The sequence below is a fragment of the Chryseobacterium carnipullorum genome, from assembly GCF_003815695.1.
In the GTDB taxonomy this organism is placed as follows: Bacteria; Bacteroidota; Bacteroidia; order Flavobacteriales; family Weeksellaceae; genus Chryseobacterium; species Chryseobacterium carnipullorum.
The window spans coordinates 1,987,686-2,006,438 of record NZ_CP033920.1; the positions used below are offsets into that span (position 1 = coordinate 1,987,686).

At 37.0% G+C, this 18,753-nt stretch carries 19 protein-coding genes; 8 read left to right on the forward strand and 11 right to left on the reverse strand.

Features of this window, described 5'->3' with window-relative positions; translation table 11 throughout:
- Positions 1-9: 9 nt before the first annotated feature.
- From EG346_RS09075 to EG346_RS09090, 4 genes are all read left to right on the forward strand, one after another.
- Complete coding sequence (locus EG346_RS09075; RefSeq protein ID WP_073329488.1) at positions 10-915, forward strand: transcription antitermination protein NusB; 906 nt, start codon at positions 10-12, stop codon at positions 913-915.
- 1 nt (position 916) lies between these two features.
- Complete coding sequence (locus EG346_RS09080) at positions 917-1,426, forward strand: DUF1573 domain-containing protein (RefSeq protein ID WP_123878139.1); 510 nt, start codon at positions 917-919, stop codon at positions 1,424-1,426.
- Between the two features lie 9 nt (positions 1,427-1,435).
- Positions 1,436-1,798: a preprotein translocase subunit YajC gene (gene yajC / locus EG346_RS09085; protein WP_073329495.1), complete on the forward strand. Its 363-nt coding sequence runs from the start codon at positions 1,436-1,438 to the stop codon at positions 1,796-1,798.
- Positions 1,799-2,120: 322 nt separating this feature from the next.
- Positions 2,121-2,855 carry an SDR family NAD(P)-dependent oxidoreductase gene (locus EG346_RS09090; protein ID WP_123878141.1) on the forward strand — a complete coding sequence of 245 codons (735 nt, stop codon included), beginning with the start codon at positions 2,121-2,123 and terminating at the stop codon, positions 2,853-2,855.
- On the opposite strand, the gene EG346_RS09095 is transcribed toward EG346_RS09090, so the two are convergent.
- The 4 genes from EG346_RS09095 to ku all read right to left on the reverse strand — a co-directional run bounded on the left by EG346_RS09095 (position 2,852) and on the right by ku (position 6,767).
- On the reverse strand, positions 2,852-3,400 hold the full coding sequence (locus EG346_RS09095) for a hypothetical protein (RefSeq protein ID WP_123878143.1): 549 nt from the start codon (positions 3,398-3,400) through the stop codon (positions 2,852-2,854). The genes EG346_RS09090 and EG346_RS09095 overlap by 4 nt on opposite strands.
- Positions 3,401-3,433: 33 nt before the next feature.
- Positions 3,434-5,305 (reverse strand): DNA ligase D, encoded by a 1,872-nt coding sequence (ligD, locus tag EG346_RS09100; protein ID WP_123878145.1) that lies wholly within the window; start codon positions 5,303-5,305, stop codon positions 3,434-3,436.
- A gap of 86 nt (positions 5,306-5,391) precedes the next feature.
- Positions 5,392-5,982 (reverse strand): DNA polymerase ligase N-terminal domain-containing protein, encoded by a 591-nt coding sequence (locus tag EG346_RS09105; protein WP_123878147.1) that lies wholly within the window; start codon positions 5,980-5,982, stop codon positions 5,392-5,394.
- Positions 5,982-6,767 (reverse strand): non-homologous end joining protein Ku, encoded by a 786-nt coding sequence (gene ku, locus EG346_RS09110; RefSeq protein ID WP_073329507.1) that lies wholly within the window; start codon positions 6,765-6,767, stop codon positions 5,982-5,984. Before ku ends, EG346_RS09105 begins: the two co-directional genes overlap by 1 nt.
- A gap of 145 nt (positions 6,768-6,912) precedes the next feature.
- Here ku and EG346_RS09115 point away from each other — a divergent pair, with 145 nt between their 5' ends.
- The gene (locus EG346_RS09115) at positions 6,913-7,482 is read left to right on the forward strand and encodes a Crp/Fnr family transcriptional regulator (RefSeq protein WP_123878149.1); all 570 of its coding nucleotides are present in this window, start codon (positions 6,913-6,915) and stop codon (positions 7,480-7,482) included.
- A 72-nt stretch (positions 7,483-7,554) separates the two neighbouring features.
- Positions 7,555-8,835, forward strand: a complete 1,281-nt coding sequence (locus EG346_RS09120; protein WP_123878151.1) for an adenylosuccinate synthase — start codon at positions 7,555-7,557, stop codon at positions 8,833-8,835.
- A gap of 90 nt (positions 8,836-8,925) precedes the next feature.
- On the opposite strand, the gene EG346_RS09125 is transcribed toward EG346_RS09120, so the two are convergent.
- The 4 genes from EG346_RS09125 to EG346_RS09140 all read right to left on the reverse strand — a co-directional run bounded on the left by EG346_RS09125 (position 8,926) and on the right by EG346_RS09140 (position 13,686).
- Entirely contained in the window at positions 8,926-10,257 is a 1,332-nt protein-coding gene (locus EG346_RS09125) for a M12 family metallopeptidase (protein WP_123878153.1), read from the reverse strand.
- A 371-nt stretch (positions 10,258-10,628) separates the two neighbouring features.
- Entirely contained in the window at positions 10,629-11,369 is a 741-nt protein-coding gene (locus EG346_RS09130) for a carbon-nitrogen hydrolase family protein (protein ID WP_123878155.1), read from the reverse strand.
- Between the two features lie 44 nt (positions 11,370-11,413).
- Positions 11,414-13,168, reverse strand: a complete 1,755-nt coding sequence (gene aspS, locus EG346_RS09135) for an aspartate--tRNA ligase (RefSeq protein WP_073329518.1) — start codon at positions 13,166-13,168, stop codon at positions 11,414-11,416.
- Between the two features lie 158 nt (positions 13,169-13,326).
- On the reverse strand, positions 13,327-13,686 hold the full coding sequence (locus EG346_RS09140; RefSeq protein ID WP_164466075.1) for an ankyrin repeat domain-containing protein: 360 nt from the start codon (positions 13,684-13,686) through the stop codon (positions 13,327-13,329).
- Between the two features lie 112 nt (positions 13,687-13,798).
- Between EG346_RS09140 and EG346_RS09145 the strand changes: the two genes are divergently transcribed.
- Complete coding sequence (locus tag EG346_RS09145) at positions 13,799-15,193, forward strand: MATE family efflux transporter (protein ID WP_123878159.1); 1,395 nt, start codon at positions 13,799-13,801, stop codon at positions 15,191-15,193.
- Positions 15,194-15,278: 85 nt separating this feature from the next.
- A complete protein-coding gene (locus EG346_RS09150) occupies positions 15,279-15,398 on the forward strand; it encodes a 30S ribosomal protein THX (protein WP_073329526.1) in 120 nt (39 codons plus the stop codon).
- Positions 15,399-15,452: 54 nt separating this feature from the next.
- Here the strand turns inward: EG346_RS09150 and EG346_RS09155 are convergent, their stop codons facing one another.
- The 3 genes from EG346_RS09155 to EG346_RS09165 all read right to left on the reverse strand — a co-directional run bounded on the left by EG346_RS09155 (position 15,453) and on the right by EG346_RS09165 (position 18,751).
- Positions 15,453-16,109, reverse strand: coding sequence for a DUF937 domain-containing protein (locus EG346_RS09155; RefSeq protein WP_123878161.1), 657 nt, complete (start codon positions 16,107-16,109; stop codon positions 15,453-15,455).
- 83 nt (positions 16,110-16,192) lie between these two features.
- Positions 16,193-17,452 (reverse strand): protein O-mannosyl-transferase family, encoded by a 1,260-nt coding sequence (locus EG346_RS09160; protein WP_073329532.1) that lies wholly within the window; start codon positions 17,450-17,452, stop codon positions 16,193-16,195.
- Positions 17,453-17,491: 39 nt separating this feature from the next.
- A complete protein-coding gene (locus EG346_RS09165; protein WP_073329535.1) occupies positions 17,492-18,751 on the reverse strand; it encodes a protein O-mannosyl-transferase family in 1,260 nt (419 codons plus the stop codon).
- Between the last annotated feature and the right edge of the window lie 2 nt (positions 18,752-18,753).

Below are 18,753 nucleotides of genomic sequence, written 5' to 3' on the forward strand. Positions count from 1 at the left end.
GCTCTTTGAATGTTAGGAAGACGACAAATCCGTGAAAAAGTAGTACAGACAGTGTATTCATACTACCAGAACCCTTTAAAATTTGATGTTTTAGAGAAAAATATGTTCTCTGGAATAGAGAAAATCTATAATCTCTACATCTATCAGATCAATTTTTTGGTCGCTCTGAAAGAATTGGCAGAAACCCAGATCGAGATTGGTAAAAACAAATACCTTAAAACTGATGCTGAAATTAATCCTAACCAAAAATTCATCAATAACCAGGTACTGATCAAGCTGGAAGAAAATCCTGAAAGATTATTTTTCACAGGTCAGCACAAGCAATTGAAATGGGATATGCATGATGATGTATTGGTAAAAACTTTCCAAAGAATTACCGCAGGAAAGCGTTATCAGGATTTCATGAAAGAAGAAGGATATTCTTTTGAAGCAGATCAGAAATTTATCGGGAAGCTATTCTTAAGATATATTGCTGAAAATGAAGATTTCCAGGAATATCTTAGTGATAAAGAACTTTCATGGTATGATGATATTCACATCGCCAACTCCATGGTACAGAAAACAATAGGTTTCCTGAAAGAAGATGAAGAAAGCAGAACTTTAATTAAGATGATTAAAGATGAAGAGGATAAAGTTTTTGCGGGAAAACTTCTCAGAGATACCCTGAATAACTGGGAAGCTAATGAGAAAAAACTTAGCGAAAGACTGGAAAACTGGGATCTGGAAAGAGTTTCTTTAATGGATAAAGTAATTTTGTCTACTGCTATTTCAGAACTGGATAATTTTGCTCTGACGCCTTCAAGAGTTATTATCAATGAATATATTGAAATTGCAAAAGTATTTGCAACAGACCGTTCCAATATCTTCATTAACGGAATTTTGGATAAATATTGTAAAGATCAAAATAGAATTTAACATGAAAAAGACATTATCAATTATCGCTTTGTCTATCATAGGCTTTGGTTTGGTTTCTTGTAAAAAAGAAAACAAAGAGGTGCAAGGTACTGAAACTGCAACCGCAGATTCTACAGCAATACAACAAACAGCTCCAACTGATTCAGCAGCATCTCCGGCAGTTGCCAATGCAGCAGCATCTCCGGTTTCTAACCAGCCCCTAACATCAGTTGCGCTTTCAGAAAATAACTTCGATTTTGGAAAAATCAAAAAAGGAGACAAAGTACAGCACATTTATGAGATTACCAATACAGGAAAAAATCCTTTAGTGATCTCTGAAGTAAAACCTGGATGCGGATGTACAGCTCCGGATTTTACAAAAGAACCGATCCTTCCGGGTAAAAAAGGAAATATCACTTTGCATTTTGACTCTTCAAGCTTCGACGGAAACGTTCAGAAGTATGCAGATGTATTTGCTAATGTAGACAAGGCTCCTATTAAATTAACGTTCACAGCGAACATCCAACCATAATATAAATATATGTTGACAATCTTTTTACAGGCACAGCAGGGGTCTTCATCAATGATGCTGATCATGATGGGGGTAATGTTTGTGGGGTTTTATTTTCTGATGATAAGACCACAGATGAGAAAACAGAAGCAAGAGAAAAACTTTCAGGAAACTTTAAAAGTAGGAACCAGAGTAGTCCTTACTTCAGGTCTTCACGGAAGAATTGCTCAGGTTCAGGATGATGGTTTCGTGATCGAAACTTTATCAGGAAAACTGAAATTCGAAAAAGCGGCCGTTTCAAGAGAATTTACTGAAACGCGTTTTGGAGAAAAAGCAAAAGCAGCTGCTGAAAAAACAGCAGAGAAAAAAGAAATCGATACTGAAAAGAAATAATCTTTTAGTTTGAAAATATCAGCCCGGCGCGGTGAACAAAGTTCACCGCGCCGGGCTTTTTTATATAGCTTAAGAATCAAGATTTCAGATACCAGACTTTTCTTAGGGTAAGACTGAGATCGAGAAACTGCAATAGTGAATTTTACTTTACAAGTGAAATGTGAACTCCGTATCTCATATCATCCCAAAACTTTACGTCAAAAATCTTCTGCAGATCTTGCATATTATAAGCTTAGTCAAATCAGTGCTATCCGTGAAAATCATTCGTGAAATTTGTGTTTAAAAAAGATGACCGTGAATTCAAATAAAATATCTTTGCATCATGAATCAAAATACAGGCAAAACCGTTCTCATTCTGGGAGCCAATTCAGATGTGGCCAAGCAGTGTATCATACAATACATTCATAAAGGATTTTCTGTAATCGCAGCTTCAAGGGATACTGACTCGCTTGAAAAATTCGTCGCAGACAACCGTTTGGATGCTTCAAAGGTCATCATTCTTTATTTTGACGCGGTAGATTTTGATTCCCATCAGAAATTTTATGATGAACTTCCTGTAAAACCTCATATTGCAGTGTACACGGCCGGTTTTCTGGTTGATAATGAAAAAGCGATGAAAGACTTTAAAGGCACTCACCAGATGATGCAGGTCAATTATATGGGAGCTGTTTCCATTCTGAATATTATCGCAATGGATCATAGCAATTCCCATCTGGAAAGAATTATTGGACTATCCTCACTTTCGGGAGTAAGAGGACGGAAAAGTAATTTTGTGTATGGAAGTACCAAGGCAGCGTTTACTCAATATTTAGCGGGTTTAAGACAGGAATTGGCTTCAAGGAAAATAAAAGTGAATGCTCTGGTCATCGGCTATATCAGAACAAAGATTAATGAAGGTTTACAGCTCAATGAATCCTTGATCATGGAACCGGATTATGTAGCAAAACATATCGTCAATGCCGGAAATTCTTTTACTATTGTTCCGAATTTTAAGTGGAAGATCATTTATGTTATTTTGAAAATCTTGCCGGAGAGTTTGGTGGCAAAACTTCCTTAATCTTTTTGTTTGGAATATTGTTGCAAACAATTAATCAATGTTTGATAATCATCATCGTTTTTAAATTGAGATGAGGTGAAAATAAAATGAAGAGTGTTATTTAGAGTGCTTATTATAAGACGTTTATGAATGAACTTGTAATTGGTTTTTTCCCATACAGAACTAATCGTGTTGAGAGGATTTTCAATAGTTATTATATTTTGTTTCAAAGTAATAGAGTGCATGTTCAAATCTCTCTTCTTCAAATCATTTATATTTTCATCTATCAGTTTATATGTTTTAGTTTTGGTCGTAAAATATTGATAAACCAGAATAAATGCGTACCCAATATAAAGAAAACCAGCATATTTAAAAATATAAGGAAATGGACTTCCCACAAAACCTTTTATTGGGAAAAAGCCCAATGACAAAAAAAGAATAGCATAAATAAGCGCTTTTTTAATGTCATTAAAAGATTTTTTCCATACATGTTTAAAGAAAGATTTTTGCTGATCCTTTTCGGTATTTTCATTGAAAAGAAGTTGTAATTTGATAGACTCAATCATTTTAGAAAATTTGCTGCATTAAAAATATAGAAATTATTCACCATTCTGCAACAATTCCAACACCTTCATCATATCAATTCCCTTACCCAAAACCGGTTTAAACAAATCTCCCTTGCCCTTAATCCTTTCCAGGGCATTATAAATCGTAAAATCGGTAGGCTTCAAACCAGGTTTCACTTCATTCCATTCCAGGGGCATAGAAACGGCGGCTCCCTCTTTTGGACGTACACTGTAGACACTCGCTAAGGTCTGACCAATCCTGTTTTGTAGATAATCCATATAAATTTTCTTATCATCCCTTTTCTGTAAACTTCGTTCCAGAGTCGTCAGTTTGGGAAGCTTTTCATTGACCTGTTTCATCAGAATATGGGCGAAATCTTTGACCTGGTCAAAATCATATTTTCCTCCCATCGGAATATAAATATGAATTCCTGTGCTGCCGGAAGTTTTACAATATCCTTTAACTTTAACTGAATTTAAAACTTCATTCACCTGAAGTGCTGTTTCAACCACATCATCGAATGTATTTTTCTTGGATGGATCCAGATCTAGCACCAGATAATCCGGATGTTCCAGATCAGGAAGTGAACTGTTCCAGGGATTCAGATCAATACAGCCTAAATTATTCAGATAGGCTAAGGTTGCTTTATCATTGCAATAAACGTAGTCAATATATTTGTCATTGGATTCCGAATAGACCTTTGTTGTTTTGATCCAGTCCGGCATGTTATCTCCTGCATCTTTCTGATAAAAACCCTGTTCTTCAATGCCACCGGGAAAGCGGTTGAGAGAGAGTGGACGGTTTTTCAGAAAAGGAAGAATATAAGAAGCAACCGACTGATAATATTCTATCACATCTCCTTTTGTAATGCCGTCTTTGGGAAAATAGATCTTATCCTGGTTCGTGAGGTGGACTTGATGTTTGTCCAATGTAATTTCCTTTTCTTTTTCAGGATTCGCTGACTTTTTTAATGGGGCTTTAGCTTTCATTTCTTTAGACTTTTCGTTCTTTGGATTCAATTGAATTTCTTCAGGCTCCTTATCTTCACGGATAGCCAAGAAAACAGGATGACGATACATACCGTCTTTAGTAATTTCAGAATATTTAATCTCACATACCAACTCAGGTTTCGTCCATGTTACAGGCATATTCGTTGTAGGAACCGTTTCAAATGGTGATGTTTTTATAACCATCTTTTGAAGTCTGTCATAAAGTTGTTTTAAAGATTCATTGTTAAAACCTGTTCCCGTATGACCACAGTAAGTCAGTCTTCCATCTGTATATTTTCCCAAAATCAGAGCTCCGAAACTTTCACGTGAACCACGGGGTTCTGTCAATCCGCAAATAATAGCTTCATCCGTATTTGTGAATTTTATTTTCAGCCAGTCACTGCTCCTTTGATTTTCAATATACAAGCTGTCAGCTTTCTTGGCGATCATCCCTTCCAGTTTCATTGTATTCATCTGATTAAAAAAAGCGATTCCCTTTTCCGGAATATGATCACAGTATTTGATAATATCCGTTTCCGTTAAAGCCTCTTTTAAAAGTTCCTTCCGTTGCACAAGAGGAAGTTTTTCTGTTGAATGCCCATTCAGCCAGAGAAGATCAAAAACCTGATAGGTTAATGCCATGTCAGGATGATCCCCGATCTGCTGTAAAAGCTGAAAATTGGGTTTACCATGCGCATCATAAGCGACAATTTCTCCATCCAGGACCATTTTATGCTTCTGGTGGCTAAAATCTTTAGTAACTTTTTCAAACTTTGATAAAAAGGAAATTCCGTTGCGTGAGTAGAATAGGGGATTGGTATGACGTAGATCGGCAACAGCTCTGTAGCCATCCCATTTAATTTCAAAAAGCCAGTCTTCATCATCGAATGCTTTCTCAAAAGATTTGGTCAGCATCGGTTTGATGAATGAGGTAAGTTTTTTTTCGTTGGATAAAGAATTGAAGTTTTTAAACCTTTTCTCAGAGGTTATGACTTCCTTTTTTACTTTATTTTCAGGCTTTTTTTTTCCTCTAAAAATTTCGTTACCAGAGATTTTGGAGAGGTGTTTTTCTCTGCATCATATTTTTCCTCTGCGAAATCATCTTGATGTTTAATTAAAAGCCATGCATTATTTTCAGCGTTTTTCATTTTAACCAGTGCAAATTCACCTTTCAGTTTTTTACCGTGTAAAATGAATTTTATGGAACCTGCTTTTAATTCTTTTAATAATTCTTTCTCGTCAGAAAGTTGGCTTGTATCATCTAAAGGTTCATACGTTCCGCTATCCCATACTTCTACCTGTCCGGCTCCATAGTTTCCTTCCGGGATATTTCCTTCAAAATCTTTATAGTCATAAGGGTGGTCTTCCACCTTCATGGCAAGGCGTTTGTCTTTTGAATCCAATGACGGGCCTTTGGGAATCGCCCAGCTTTTCAGGACCCCTTCCATTTCCAGACGGAAATCATAGTGAAGCCGGGAAGCTGCGTGTCTTTGAACCACAAAAACGAGTTGGTCTTTGCTTTTTTTGGTCTCTCCTTTAGGTTCGCTGGTCTCGTCGAACTTTCGTTTATTCTGGTAATCTTTTAGAGCCATTACGATGCAGATTTGGATTTAGGAGTTTGCAGGCTGGCTTTCAGCTGAGCCATAAGATCAATTACTTTTCCTTCTTTAGCAGGTTCAGCTTTTTTAGCTTTTATATTTTTGCCTTTTGCTTTCTTTTTGATGATTTTCATCAATTCATCAGAATAATTATCTTTATACATCACAGGGTCAAATTCCTGGGAAAGCTGTTTGATAAGGCTTACCGCCATTTTAAGCTCAGCGGGTTTAGGTGCTTTTTGAGCCGGAATTTTAAGATCCTTATAATCTCTTATTTCCTGATTAAACCTAAGACGGTTCAGAACCAGTATTTCTTCGTTGTAAGGCCTGATCATGCCAATAGCCTCGCTGTCCCGGAGGACAAATGTTCCGATACCAGCCATTTCAGTTTCCTGTAATGCTTTTAGCAAAAGCCTGTAGGCATTTTCACCGTTTTTCTGAGGCTCCAGATAATAGGGGTTTTCAAAATAAACACTGTCTACTTCTGATTCCCTGACAAACTGATCAATGGAAAGTATTTTTGTTTTTTCAGGACTTGCGGCTTCATAATCTTCCTCATCAAGAACGATGTATTGATCATCCATGAGATAACCCTTTACAATGTTTTCCCATTTAACTTCTTTTCCGGTGCTCTCGTTCACTCTTTTAAATTTGATATTGGAAAAATCAGATTTATCGAGCATATCGAGGTCCAGTTTTGTGGTTTCTGTAGCTGAATAGATTTTAACCGGGATATTGACTAAACCGAAGCCAATGGCGCCGTTCCAGATTGCTTTCATTGTCTTACGTTTTTAAAAATCAATCAATTAACATGCCGTGAAAAGATTATGTGGTACATTTTATCGTCTTGTTGTCAAATGACAATGGGTTGTTCCTGCTATTTTTATACATTTATATTTTCCCGATATCAGGGCGTCAATACATATGGAAGAACTTTTTAAATACATAAGAAAATTCGGAATACTGAATACAGAAGAGGAGCTGCTGATCGCTCAGGGTTTGCAGGAAATTACTATTCTTAAAGGAGAAGCTTTTATAGAGGCCGGAAAGGTAAGTCGAAAGATAGCTTTTGTAAAAGAGGGCGTTTTCAGATCCTTGTACTACAATAAGCAGGGTGATGATTTTACACGTTATTTTATATATGAAGGAAGGTTTATAGGTGATTTCTACGGATTTGCCGATCAGATCCCTGCGCTTGAATATATTGAAGCGGTAACCGATGGTGTTTTGCTGACCATTGATCTTGATTATTTCAAAAAGTTGGAAAAGGAAATTGCCGTTTGGCCGGTATTATTCGCCAGGCTTCATGCTTTTGTGGCAGAGAATAAACTTAAGGTGGCCAGTACTATGCTGAATCTGGATGCTAAATCAAGGTATACTCATTTTTTAGATCATTATCCGGGACTTGCCAACAGAGTGCCGCAATCTATGCTGGCTTCTTACCTGGGAATTACCCCTTCGTCATTAAGCAGGATCAGAAGAAATATTGTGTAAATACTTTTTTGTCAAATGACAATGGCTTCGCGTTCTGCCTGTTATAGCTTTGCAGTATAAAAAATGTAAAGTATGAATATGGACATTGTATTAGGATTGCAGTGGGGAGATGAAGGTAAGGGTAAATTTATTGATCTCATCAGCGAAGACTATGATATTACCGCCCGTTTTAATGGTGGTGCGAATGCCGGACACAGTATAGAACGTCACGGAAAAAGAATTACCCTGAAATCTCTACCTTCCGGGATTTTTATGAAAGGAGTTCAGAATGTTATCGGAACAGGGACGGTGTTGGATCCGGTAAGTCTGAGAAGAGAAATTTTAAATCTTAAGGAATTTGACGGAACGATTGAGCCGGAAAATAATCTCATCATATCTGCAAAAGCACACCTTGTCCTTCCGACCCATAAACTTCTGGATATATTCATGGAAGATAATCCCGATTACACCCCCATCGGCACAACAAGAAACGGAATTGCCCAGGCGTATTCCAATAAAATCCTGAGACAGAATCTAAGGGTTGGTGATATAGATGCTCCGGATTTTAAGAGCAGGATAGAGCGTATTTTAAATAGAGATTACAGCGTGCTCGCAGGTGGTGATACGGTACTTCCTCCATGGGAAGAAATCAGCAGGGAGTTTTTTGAGGCTATAGAATTTTTGAAAAAGTTCACTCGTACAGAAACAGAACTGTTTTTAAATACCGCTTTGTTAACGGGGAAGAAGATTCTTGCTGAGGGATCTCAGGCTGCAATGCTGGATATAGATCATGGAACTTATCCCTATGTAACATCTTCTTCCACCACCGCTTCAGGAGCTTGCAGTGGATTGGGTATTTCGCCTAAAAAAGTCGGTGAGATATTCGGGATTGCAAAAGCATACTGTACCAGGGTGGGGAACGGTATGTTTCCGACGGAGATTTTTGATGAGCTTGGAGAAGAGATCAGAAATAAAGGCCATGAGTTTGGTTCCAATACGGGACGTCCAAGAAGAATTGGCTGGCTGGATCTTCCGGCTTTGCGATATGCCATTATGATCAACGGAGTTACGCAGGTGATCCTTACCAAAGCTGATATTTTAAGTGGAATGAAATCTGTAGCAGTCTGTACCCATTATGCACTTGAAGATGGCAGTATGGCAACGATTTCCGGAACACTTCCTGAAAATGGCCTTCCGGTTTTAAAACAGATGAAGGGCTGGGAAGGAGATATTACCGCTATTGATGATGCCTCCAACTTACCTGAAGAATTAAAAACTTTTCTTTCTTTTCTGAATGATGAGCTGGGTGTTCCTATTACCTATCTTTCTACGGGTCCGGGAAGAAATGAGATATTGAAATTAAACAGGAAATAATTATAAAACAGGAAAGGTCTACTGATGTGACAAACAAGAGAGGTCAGGGAATTTATTCCCTAACCTCTTTGTTTAATGAAAAAGTTGAATTTAATTAACTTTTGTAAGTTTAAAGCGTTGCTTTGTAGAAGGCTGAACCGTTTGATCTGTACTGCCGATTACGATAGGCGTAAGATTAGTTGTCAGGCCATTCTTTACTTCTAATCTCAGGGATGGTGCATTTTTAGGAGCGAATCCGAAACCATTATTTCCAAGGTTAAATAATAACCATTTCTGAGAATCTGTATTGGAATTAGTTCTTAACTCTACGGCAGTGCCATTCGCAGTTCCATTACTTTTTACGGTTAGCACCTTTGTAGCATCCAATTTAGATTTGATGATATAATAACCATGATCTGATTTAGTAAAAGTAAATCTCTGGTTATTCCCTGTAGAAGCTGAATATAGGATCACGCTGGTGCCATCTGTAGTGGAGCTTCCGGAAATATCTACATTTTTATCATTCGCTAAAGATGTTGTCATGGTGTAGGTTCCGTTGATTGCAGAAGTAGCATTCACAGGCCCGTACAAATGATTAATTCCCGCATAGTCACCGGCAGACAATCCTGTTCTTTGCTTGGTGAAAGTAGAACCGTCCAGTTTAGTCATTACAGGTTGGCTTGAGTTTATAGCAAAGTCAGTAGACTGATACATCATCACTGAACCAAAATCAAAGGCACCGTGTCCTGCATAATCATTATAAATATTGAAGTTGTGACGGCTGCCTTCTACCGCTCTGTTAATATCTACAATAATATACTGATCTCTGTCCGGACGGCACTGCTCATGCATGATTCCCATAGAGTGCATGACTTCGTGGGCAATAATTGCCGGATAGGTAATATTATAAATTTTGATACCATTGACTCTGTTTTGCTGCCATCCAAGTGGAGAACTGTTACCTGTAGAATAGGTAAAGGTGATATATTCTGTTTGGTTGGTACGTTGAACAAACTGAACACTGGTTTGAGAAGAAATCATATCAAACGCTTTGTTAATGTTAGTAAGAAAAGTATTATAGTTCTGAGTGCTCAGCGTGCCCTGGCTAGGTAGGGTATAATAGACCGTTGCATTGGGCCATGTCTTAATAAAGGAACTCACAATGGTGCTTTTTTCTGCTGTTGATAGCTCCGAATTGGCCTGCGTCTTTAATTTGTTAAACTGTTCAGGTGTAATCGTAATATCATCTGCATAAAAATATTCACCATTTACTTCGTTAACATAAGTATAAGTCCCGTTAATTAATAATTTGTGAATCGTGGTATTGTCCAGTTTCGCCGTTGTATGGTCCATTGAGTTAGCCTGTGTGCTTTCAATATCCGACCTACAAGAATTCAGTGCCAGAAGAAGGCATACTGATAAGAGTAATAGTTTACTTTTCATATTATTTAAATGTTGGTGTATTTGTAATTTTATCCAAATATGAATATTGATATTTCAATTATATTCGTATTCTGTTTATAAATATATTGAAAAAAACCAATATTGGAATATAACATAATATAATAGTTGTTTTACTACTTATCGTATTTAATAGTGTATTTATTTCGTTAATAAATTTATTTTTCGTTATTTTTTCCTGTAGAATTGAACTTTTAATTATTCACAAGTGTTTGATATGATACTTAGAGTAATCCCCATATTATGAATGTATATAGATCTAAACTTGACATTCCTGTAATTTTGCATAAAAAATCCGGAGAAAAAATGATTCATTCGCATCGTATTATTGTTTAGTTTATAATCAACCTATTTTAGGATGACTCATTCACATAAAATTTTTCGATACGGTCATTATCTGTGTCTAAAGTCAGGATGCCTTCATCTTTACTATTGAGCTGTCCGAGTAAACTTCCATCATTATTCCAAACAGAAGACTTTCCGGCGCATTCATAACCTCCGGACTCTCCAATGAAATTAGCCATTACAACATGCATATGATATTTTTCTGCGATGGTGGAGAGTTTAATAAGGTCTTCATCAATGCCATTGACGGAATTAAGAACGCTTGCAGTATAAAAAGTAGAACCCGCCTGATAAGCTTCCTGTGAATGGTTCGGATCAGATAAATCATAACAGATGGCTAATGAAATTTTATTCTGCAATACTTCCAGCTGGCAGAAAGTATTTCCTCTTGAAAAAACAGAGGTTTCGGTTGGAAAGAGATGACGTTTTGAATACACTTTTCTTCTCTTTTCCGGTTGAAATATAATACTGCTGATTAATAATTGACCCTCAGATTTTGTAGGCATGCCAACAGTGATGCTGATGCTGTTTTCGTCTGCCAATTTCTGGAATACCTCTAAAGTTTCATTTTCATAATGAATTGACAGCTTTTCCGCTAAATCAGTTTCGTAGCCGGTAATTGAAAGTTCAGGGAAGATGATTAAATCAACATTTTTACTAACTGCGGCTCTGATTAATCTTGTGTGATTCTCAATGTTTTTCAGAATATCTCCTTTTACGGGTTTAATTTGTGCTGCTGCAATTTTCATTTTTAGGTCATTAAAAAAGCGGGGAAACTAACCCCGCTTTCGATTTATGCTTTTAAATTCAATTGTATTTCCAGTTCGTCCAGCTGTGCATCAGCAATAGATGCAGGAGCGTCGATCATTACATCCCGTCCTGAGTTATTCTTAGGGAATGCAATATAATCTCTGATCACTTCGTTTCCATCAAGAATAGCTACCAAACGGTCAAATCCGAAAGCTAAACCACCGTGAGGAGGAGCTCCGTATTTGAAGGCATTCATCAGGAATCCGAACTGAGCTTCCGCTTCCTCTTTTGTAAATCCTAAAAGGTCAAACATTTTAGACTGCAAATCTTTATCAAATATTCTGATAGAACCTCCACCGATCTCGTTTCCGTTAAGAACCATATCGTAAGCATTGGCTCTTGCTTTGCCCGGATCTGTTTCCAGTAAATGAATATCTTCAGTCTTAGGAGAGGTGAAAGGGTGGTGCATGGCATGGTAACGTCCACTTTCTTCGTCAAATTCCAATAACGGGAAGTCTACCACCCAAAGCGGGGCAAATACATTTCCTTTTCTCAGTCCCAAACGGTTTCCAAGTTCCATTCTTAACGCAGAAAGCTGAGCTCTTACCTTATTTTCGTTTCCGGATAAGATCAGCATTAAATCGCCTTCTTTAGCTCCGAACTTTTCAATGATCTTTGTTAAATCTTCTTCATTATAGAACTTGTTGACAGAAGAAGTCTTTACGCCGTCATTCTGAAACTTAGCCCAAACCATTCCTGAAGCCCCGATCTGTGGACGTTTTACCCAATCCACAAGTTCATCGATCTGCTTTCTTGTATAATCAGCACATCCTTCTACATTGATTCCTACTACTAATTCGGCGTCATCAAATATTTTAAAATCTTTTCCTTTGACCAAGTCATTCAGTTCTACGAATTTCATTCCGAAACGGATGTCCGGTTTGTCGTTTCCGTATTTTTGCATGGCTTCTGCAAATGTCATTCTAGGGAAATCTCCAAATTCCTGACCTGTAATATCTTTGATCAGTGTCTTTGTCATTCCTTCAAAAACATTCATGATGTCTTCCTGCTCTACAAAAGCCATTTCACAATCGATTTGTGTAAATTCCGGCTGTCTGTCAGCTCTTAGGTCTTCATCACGGAAACATTTTACAATCTGGAAATATTTATCCATTCCCCCTACCATCAACAATTGTTTGAAAGTTTGGGGTGATTGCGGTAAAGCGTAGAATTGTCCCGGATTCATTCTGCTTGGAACAACGAAGTCTCTTGCACCTTCCGGAGTAGATTTGATTAAAACCGGAGTTTCCACTTCGATAAATCCTTCATCTGAAAGATAATTTCTTACTTTCTGCGCCATTTTGTGACGGAAGATCAGTTTATCTCTTACCGGCGCTCTTCTGATATCCAGATAACGGTATTTCATTCTTAATTCTTCACCCCCATCCGTTTCATCTTCAATAGTGAAAGGAGGGAGTTGAGATTCATTAAGAACCGTTAATTTTTCAACTAAAATTTCAATTTCGCCTGTTGGAATATTGGGATTTTTACTTACTCTTTCAATTACTTTTCCTGTAACCTGAATAACGAATTCACGTCCCAACTTTTTTGCGTCTTCCATCAATTGTGCAGAAGAACGGTCCTGATCGAAAACCAACTGGGTAATTCCGTAACGATCCCGAAGATCTATCCAAATCATAAATCCTTTATCACGGATAGTCTGTACCCATCCGGAAAGTGTAACTTCTTCATTAAGATTTTTCAGAGATAATTCTCCGTTCGTGTGTGATCGAAACATAATTATTTGTTTAAGGTTCAATGTTTAAGATATAGGGTCTAGCTTTCTGATGATGAAGTTTTCAACCATAAATTCCGGATGCAAAGATAAGATTTTTGAAGGTTTTTAAACAAAAAAAAACTTCCTTTCGGAAGTCTTGTATATTATTTGAGAGCTTTTTAGTTATTAGCAGCTCCTTTTTGTAGCAATAGTTGTACGGTTTGCTCTTTCTTTCCTAATTTAGCTAAGGCAAGAGGTGTTTTACCGTTACAGGCCTTATTAACATCTGCTTTGTTTTCAATAAGAAACTGAACAATATTATTTCTTCCATAAAGCGAACTAAAGCCTAAAGCACTGAAAGTTTCATCTTTAAGCGGAAAACACTTATCATAATCTGCTTTTTGAAAATTCTTTTTAAATGAAGCAACATTGTCAGACTGAATGGCTTGCATCTGAGCTTTACTCAGTGTCTGAGCAGAAAGCATATTGGCAGATACTGAGATTACAAGTATAAAAACGGTAGAGATTATTTTTTTCATAAGATTCATTTTAAGAATATACAAATCTAAATTATTTTTTTGATATGAGTAACTAAATTTTTATAAGAATTGAATTTGTATTTTTGAAAATCAGATAATTATTGATTAGAAAATGACAAAATATATAGCGTTTTTGAAAAGAGCATTTAGTGGTGAAGAGGTAGATTACACCAAAATAACGATAAGAAGTGCTGTACTCCTTCTGGCGGTTCCTATGATGCTGGAGATGGCTATGGAATCAGTGTTTGCATTGGTTGATCTGTATTTTGTAGGACATTTGAAAGAAAGCGGGTATGCGATTCAGACGGTTGGATTAACAGAATCTGTACTTTCGGTAATGTATTCCATTGCAATAGGGATGAGTATGGCTGCTACAGCTTTGGTCGCAAGAAGGATTGGTGAGAAAAATCCGGAACAGGCTTCCAGAAGCGCTGCGCAGGTTTTGTTGGTGTCATTTATTATTACTTTTATCCTAAGCTTATTTGGAGTTATTTATGCCGAAGAAATCTTGATTCTGATGGGCTCAAAGCCTGAAGCAGCAGCTTATGGGAAAGATTTCACAAGGATCATGATGGGAAGCAGTGTGATCATTATGCTTTTATTCCTGATCAACGGGATTTTCAGGGGAGCGGGAAACGCAGCCATTGCGATGAAGTCTCTGTGGATCGCCAATATTGCCAACATTATACTCTGCCCCATTTTGATTAAAGGTTTAGGACCCATTCCTGCGATGGGGCTTACCGGAGCAGCCTTAGCTACTACGATAGGAAGAAGTATCGGTGTGATATATCAGCTGTACCATCTTTTGGTAGCAGATACTCAGATTCGTATAGCGCTCCCTTATTTTACTCCTGATTTCAAACAAATAAAAGGCATCGTGAAAATTGCAACACCCGGAATTTTTCAATTTGTGATTGCTTCATGCAGCTGGATCTTTCTTGCCCAACTGGTGGCGACTACCGGAGGAGAAAATGCTTCTGCAGGGTACCAGACCGCTTTAAGGCTGATGATGTTTTTTATTCTTCCTGCCTGGGGTTTGAGCAATGCAGCTTCAACGCTGGTTGGACAGAATATGGGGGCCAATGAAATGTTAAGGGCGGAACAGGCTGTCATGAAGACAGTAAAATACAATGTGATCTTCATGCTGGGAGTAAGTTTACTTTTTTTTCTGCTCGGAGATTTCCTGGTAGGTTTTTTTACACAGGAAACCGAAATTAAAATGGTTGCTAAAAATGCATTGCACATTATGAGTGTGGGGTTTATTTTCTATGGAATAGGAATGGTACTTATCAATGCTTTTAACGGAGCAGGAGATACATGGACGCCAACGTGGGTGAATTTCTTTGGATTCTGGCTGTTTCAGATTCCAATGGCGTATTTTCTTTCCAAACATTTTGGAATGGGACCTAAAGGTGTATTTATTTCTATTCCGGCTGCGGAAACTTTAATTACCATCGTGGCTTTTATTTTGTTTAAAAAAGGAAGGTGGAAAGCGGTGAAAGTGTAGATTTATAAAAATTTTAACAACCTTAATTTTTGGTTGTAAGTCATATTGCCTAATTTAGTGCTAAACCAACAAAACAGTTATCATTATGGGAAAAGGAGACAGAAAATCAAGAAGAGGAAAAATCAATTCAGGAAGTTATGGTAAGAGAAGACCAAGAAAGGCTTCTAAGTCAATTGGTCCTTCTGAAACTAAAGCAAAAAGCTAAAAATAAAAAAGGCTGAAGATTCATCTTCAGCCTTTTTTGATATACAAAATTAAATTATTTTCCTCCTAAAATGTTACCCAGGATACTTCCTAAGCCGCCGCCCTGTTGCTGCTGTCCTCCGCCTCCGCCAAGTACACTTCCCAGGATATCGTTAAGTGGATTTCCTCCGGACTGCGATTGACCGCTTCCTAAGACACTACCTAAAATGTCATTCAAAGGATTGGATTGCTGTGTTTGAGCCTGGCTGGATGCATTTCCAAGAATTCCTCCTAAGAGATCTCCCAGGCCTCCTGCTCCTACATTATTCTGTTGTTTCTCTTTACCGATATATCCCATAATAACCGGAGCAAGCATCGCTAAAATAGGACCTATCTTATCGATTGAAATTCCTGTATTCTGAGACAATTGGTTTTCAACGGTACTTTTTTGCCCGCCAAAAACGTGGTAAAGAATTGATCCTCCTTCAGCCTGTCTCGACTCTGCCTGTGCTGCATCATCAAGAATACTTCCGTCGTGATCTTTATCTAAAGCGTTATTCAAAGCTTCTGCTTCTTTAGCATCCTGAGATTTATTTCTAAGGTAAGAAATTACCAATGGTGCAGCTACCGCCAATAAAGCGATGATCTGGTTTCTGCTGATTCCAAATTTGTTTTCAGCCTGTTCAGCAACCTGATTGCTGGTGCTACCTGTAAGTAGGTCAATTAAACTCATGTTTGTGTTTATTTTAAAGTATTAAGTAAATCAAAGTTATCAAAAAATGTGATTCACGAAATCTTTTCACTTCACAATTATTGTTAAAGTTTTTTCAGATCTTCCTCTGTATATCCCTTGCTCTTCATCAACTCTATATATTCATGGGCTCCGTTGAGCATCCAGTGCATTGGATCCGGAGATTTCTTTTTTTCAATAATAAAATCAAGAATTCCTACGTTATTATTCATCCATGGAACCAGATAATAATCCAGGCCACCCTTATATTTTTTAGCCTCATGAAAGCTTCTTCCTTTTTCTGTTAAAAAAGCCATCTTATAGGAAGCGTAATAACCTAAAGGAATGAGAAGACATATCCAGGAGAATTTTTTTAGAGGAGCGTATTTGGGTAATGCAAGTCCATATCCAATTGAAAGAGCAAAAATCATATTAAACGGGATGAAAAATACATAATTGTCCGAAACGGCATAGAATGTAGAAAATCCATATACACAAACGGCAGCAGTGAAGAATACAAAAAACATTTTCTTGTTTATCCTGTATAAGGCTATCATTCCTATGATTCCAAAAAATATAAACAGGTTGAAATTGTAAATCAAATAGCCTATAGACTGTACAAAATCCAGTAAATATTGTTTTGGTGTTTTCTTAAATGTGTCCTGAATCCAATGCGCTCCCTCTGAAGTATAAGGAGAATTAAGTGGCAGTCCCTGAGCTACATTTAAAACAGTTAGTGATAAGAATAGAATAAGAAAAATAATCAGTGAAGTGTAAGCATATTTTTTCTCTGCTCTAAAATAATATAGAAAAAGAAAAAGACCTGGAATCATGAGTATATTCTGGATATGCAGCCAAAGACTTATTCCTAAAAATAATCCACTTAAAATGATGTAGTTTTTCTTATGCTCTGTAAATGTTTTGACCATTGAGAAAAAGAAAAGACTGATCCATAGCGAATTATAAGTGTATACCTCTACGATCTCAGCATTTCTCCAAAAGGAAAAACTGAAACCGAAAACAAAAGCGGTTGTAATGGATACCCATTCTATTTTTGTAATACTTTTTACTGTAAGGTAGATCACAGATACCGTAGCAGCGGCAGATCCAATTATCAGGAGTCTGCTGGTGGCAATAGCATCAAGTCCTGTAATATTTTTTATGAAAATAGCGGTGTTTACGTAGAGAATATGGGTAATAGCTGTCGCTACTGTTTTGTATTCTCCAAGCTCTACACTATGTACAAATCCTACACAATCAGCAAATGGAATTCTTGTAAAACTACCTGCATAATAGATCGCTATGAAGATGAAAAATATAAATATTGCGTATAAGTTTTTAAACATAGATTAATTCTTTATAATTGTTTTAGTCTTGCTGTATAGTTAAAGTTTTCGAAGTTCGTCTTCCGTATATCCTTTGGTTTTCATCAGTTCGATATATTCACGGGCAATCGTTGTCATCCATTCTACAGGCTCCGGAGCTGTTTTTTTATCAATAGTGAATTCAAGAATTCCAGTATTGTTGTTCATCCACGGAAGAATGTAATAATTCAGGCCGCCCTTATGTTTTTTGAATGTGTGGAAAGCCTTTCCTTTTTCCGTTAAAAATGCGGTTTTATAAACAGCCAGATATCCAAGGGGAATAAGAAGGCATATCCATGAAAACTTTTTCACTGCAGCATATTTTGGAGAGGAAAGTCCATAGCCTACAGAAAGTGCAAAAATAAGATTAAAAGGCAAAAAGAAAACATAATTATCCGAAACGGCATAAAACGTAGAAAAGCCATACACACAGACAGCTCCTGATATAAATACAAAAAATATTTTCCTGTAAGTGCCATATAGCAGAATAGCACCCGCTATTCCAAAAAAAGTAAACAGATTAAAGTTGTAAATGAGGTAGGCAATTGATTTGAAGAAATCTTTTACATATTGCACGAAAGTTTTTTTGAAAGAATCTTCCACCCAGTTCCCGTATTCAGAACTATAAACAGAATTAAAAGGTAATCCCTGTGACATATTCAGAAGGAACAGACATGAAAGAAACAGTCCGAAAATAAGCAGTGAACTATAGACATATTTCCTGTCATTTCTGAAATAAAAAAGAAAAATTAAAAATGCAGGAATCAGCAGGATATTCTCGATATGAACCCACAAACTGATTCCTAAAAATAATCCGCTTAAAAGAATATATACTTTTTTATATTCTGTAAAAGTTTTGATCAGTGAAAAGAAAAAAAGGCTCAGCCATAGGCAATTGTAGGTATAGACTTCTACAATTTCTGCATTTTTCCAAAATGAAAAACTAAATCCAAAGACAAAGGCTGCTGTAATGGACGCCCATTCCGTCTTGGTAATGCTTTTAGCTGTAAGATAAATAATTGAAACAGTGGCAGCCCCCGAAAAAATAACCAGAAGTCGGCATGCTTCAATGGCATTGAGGCCTGTAAGGTTTTTAAGAACGATAGCCGTATTGATATAAAGAGCGTGGGTTGTTGCTTCAGAAGTGATAATCCATTGGCCTTTTTCTACATCAAGTACAAAACCGATAGAATCTACAAAAGGGATTTTTGAAAAACTTCCGGCATCATAAATAGCGATAAAAATGAAAAATATAAATACAGCGTATAAACTTCTGAACATCT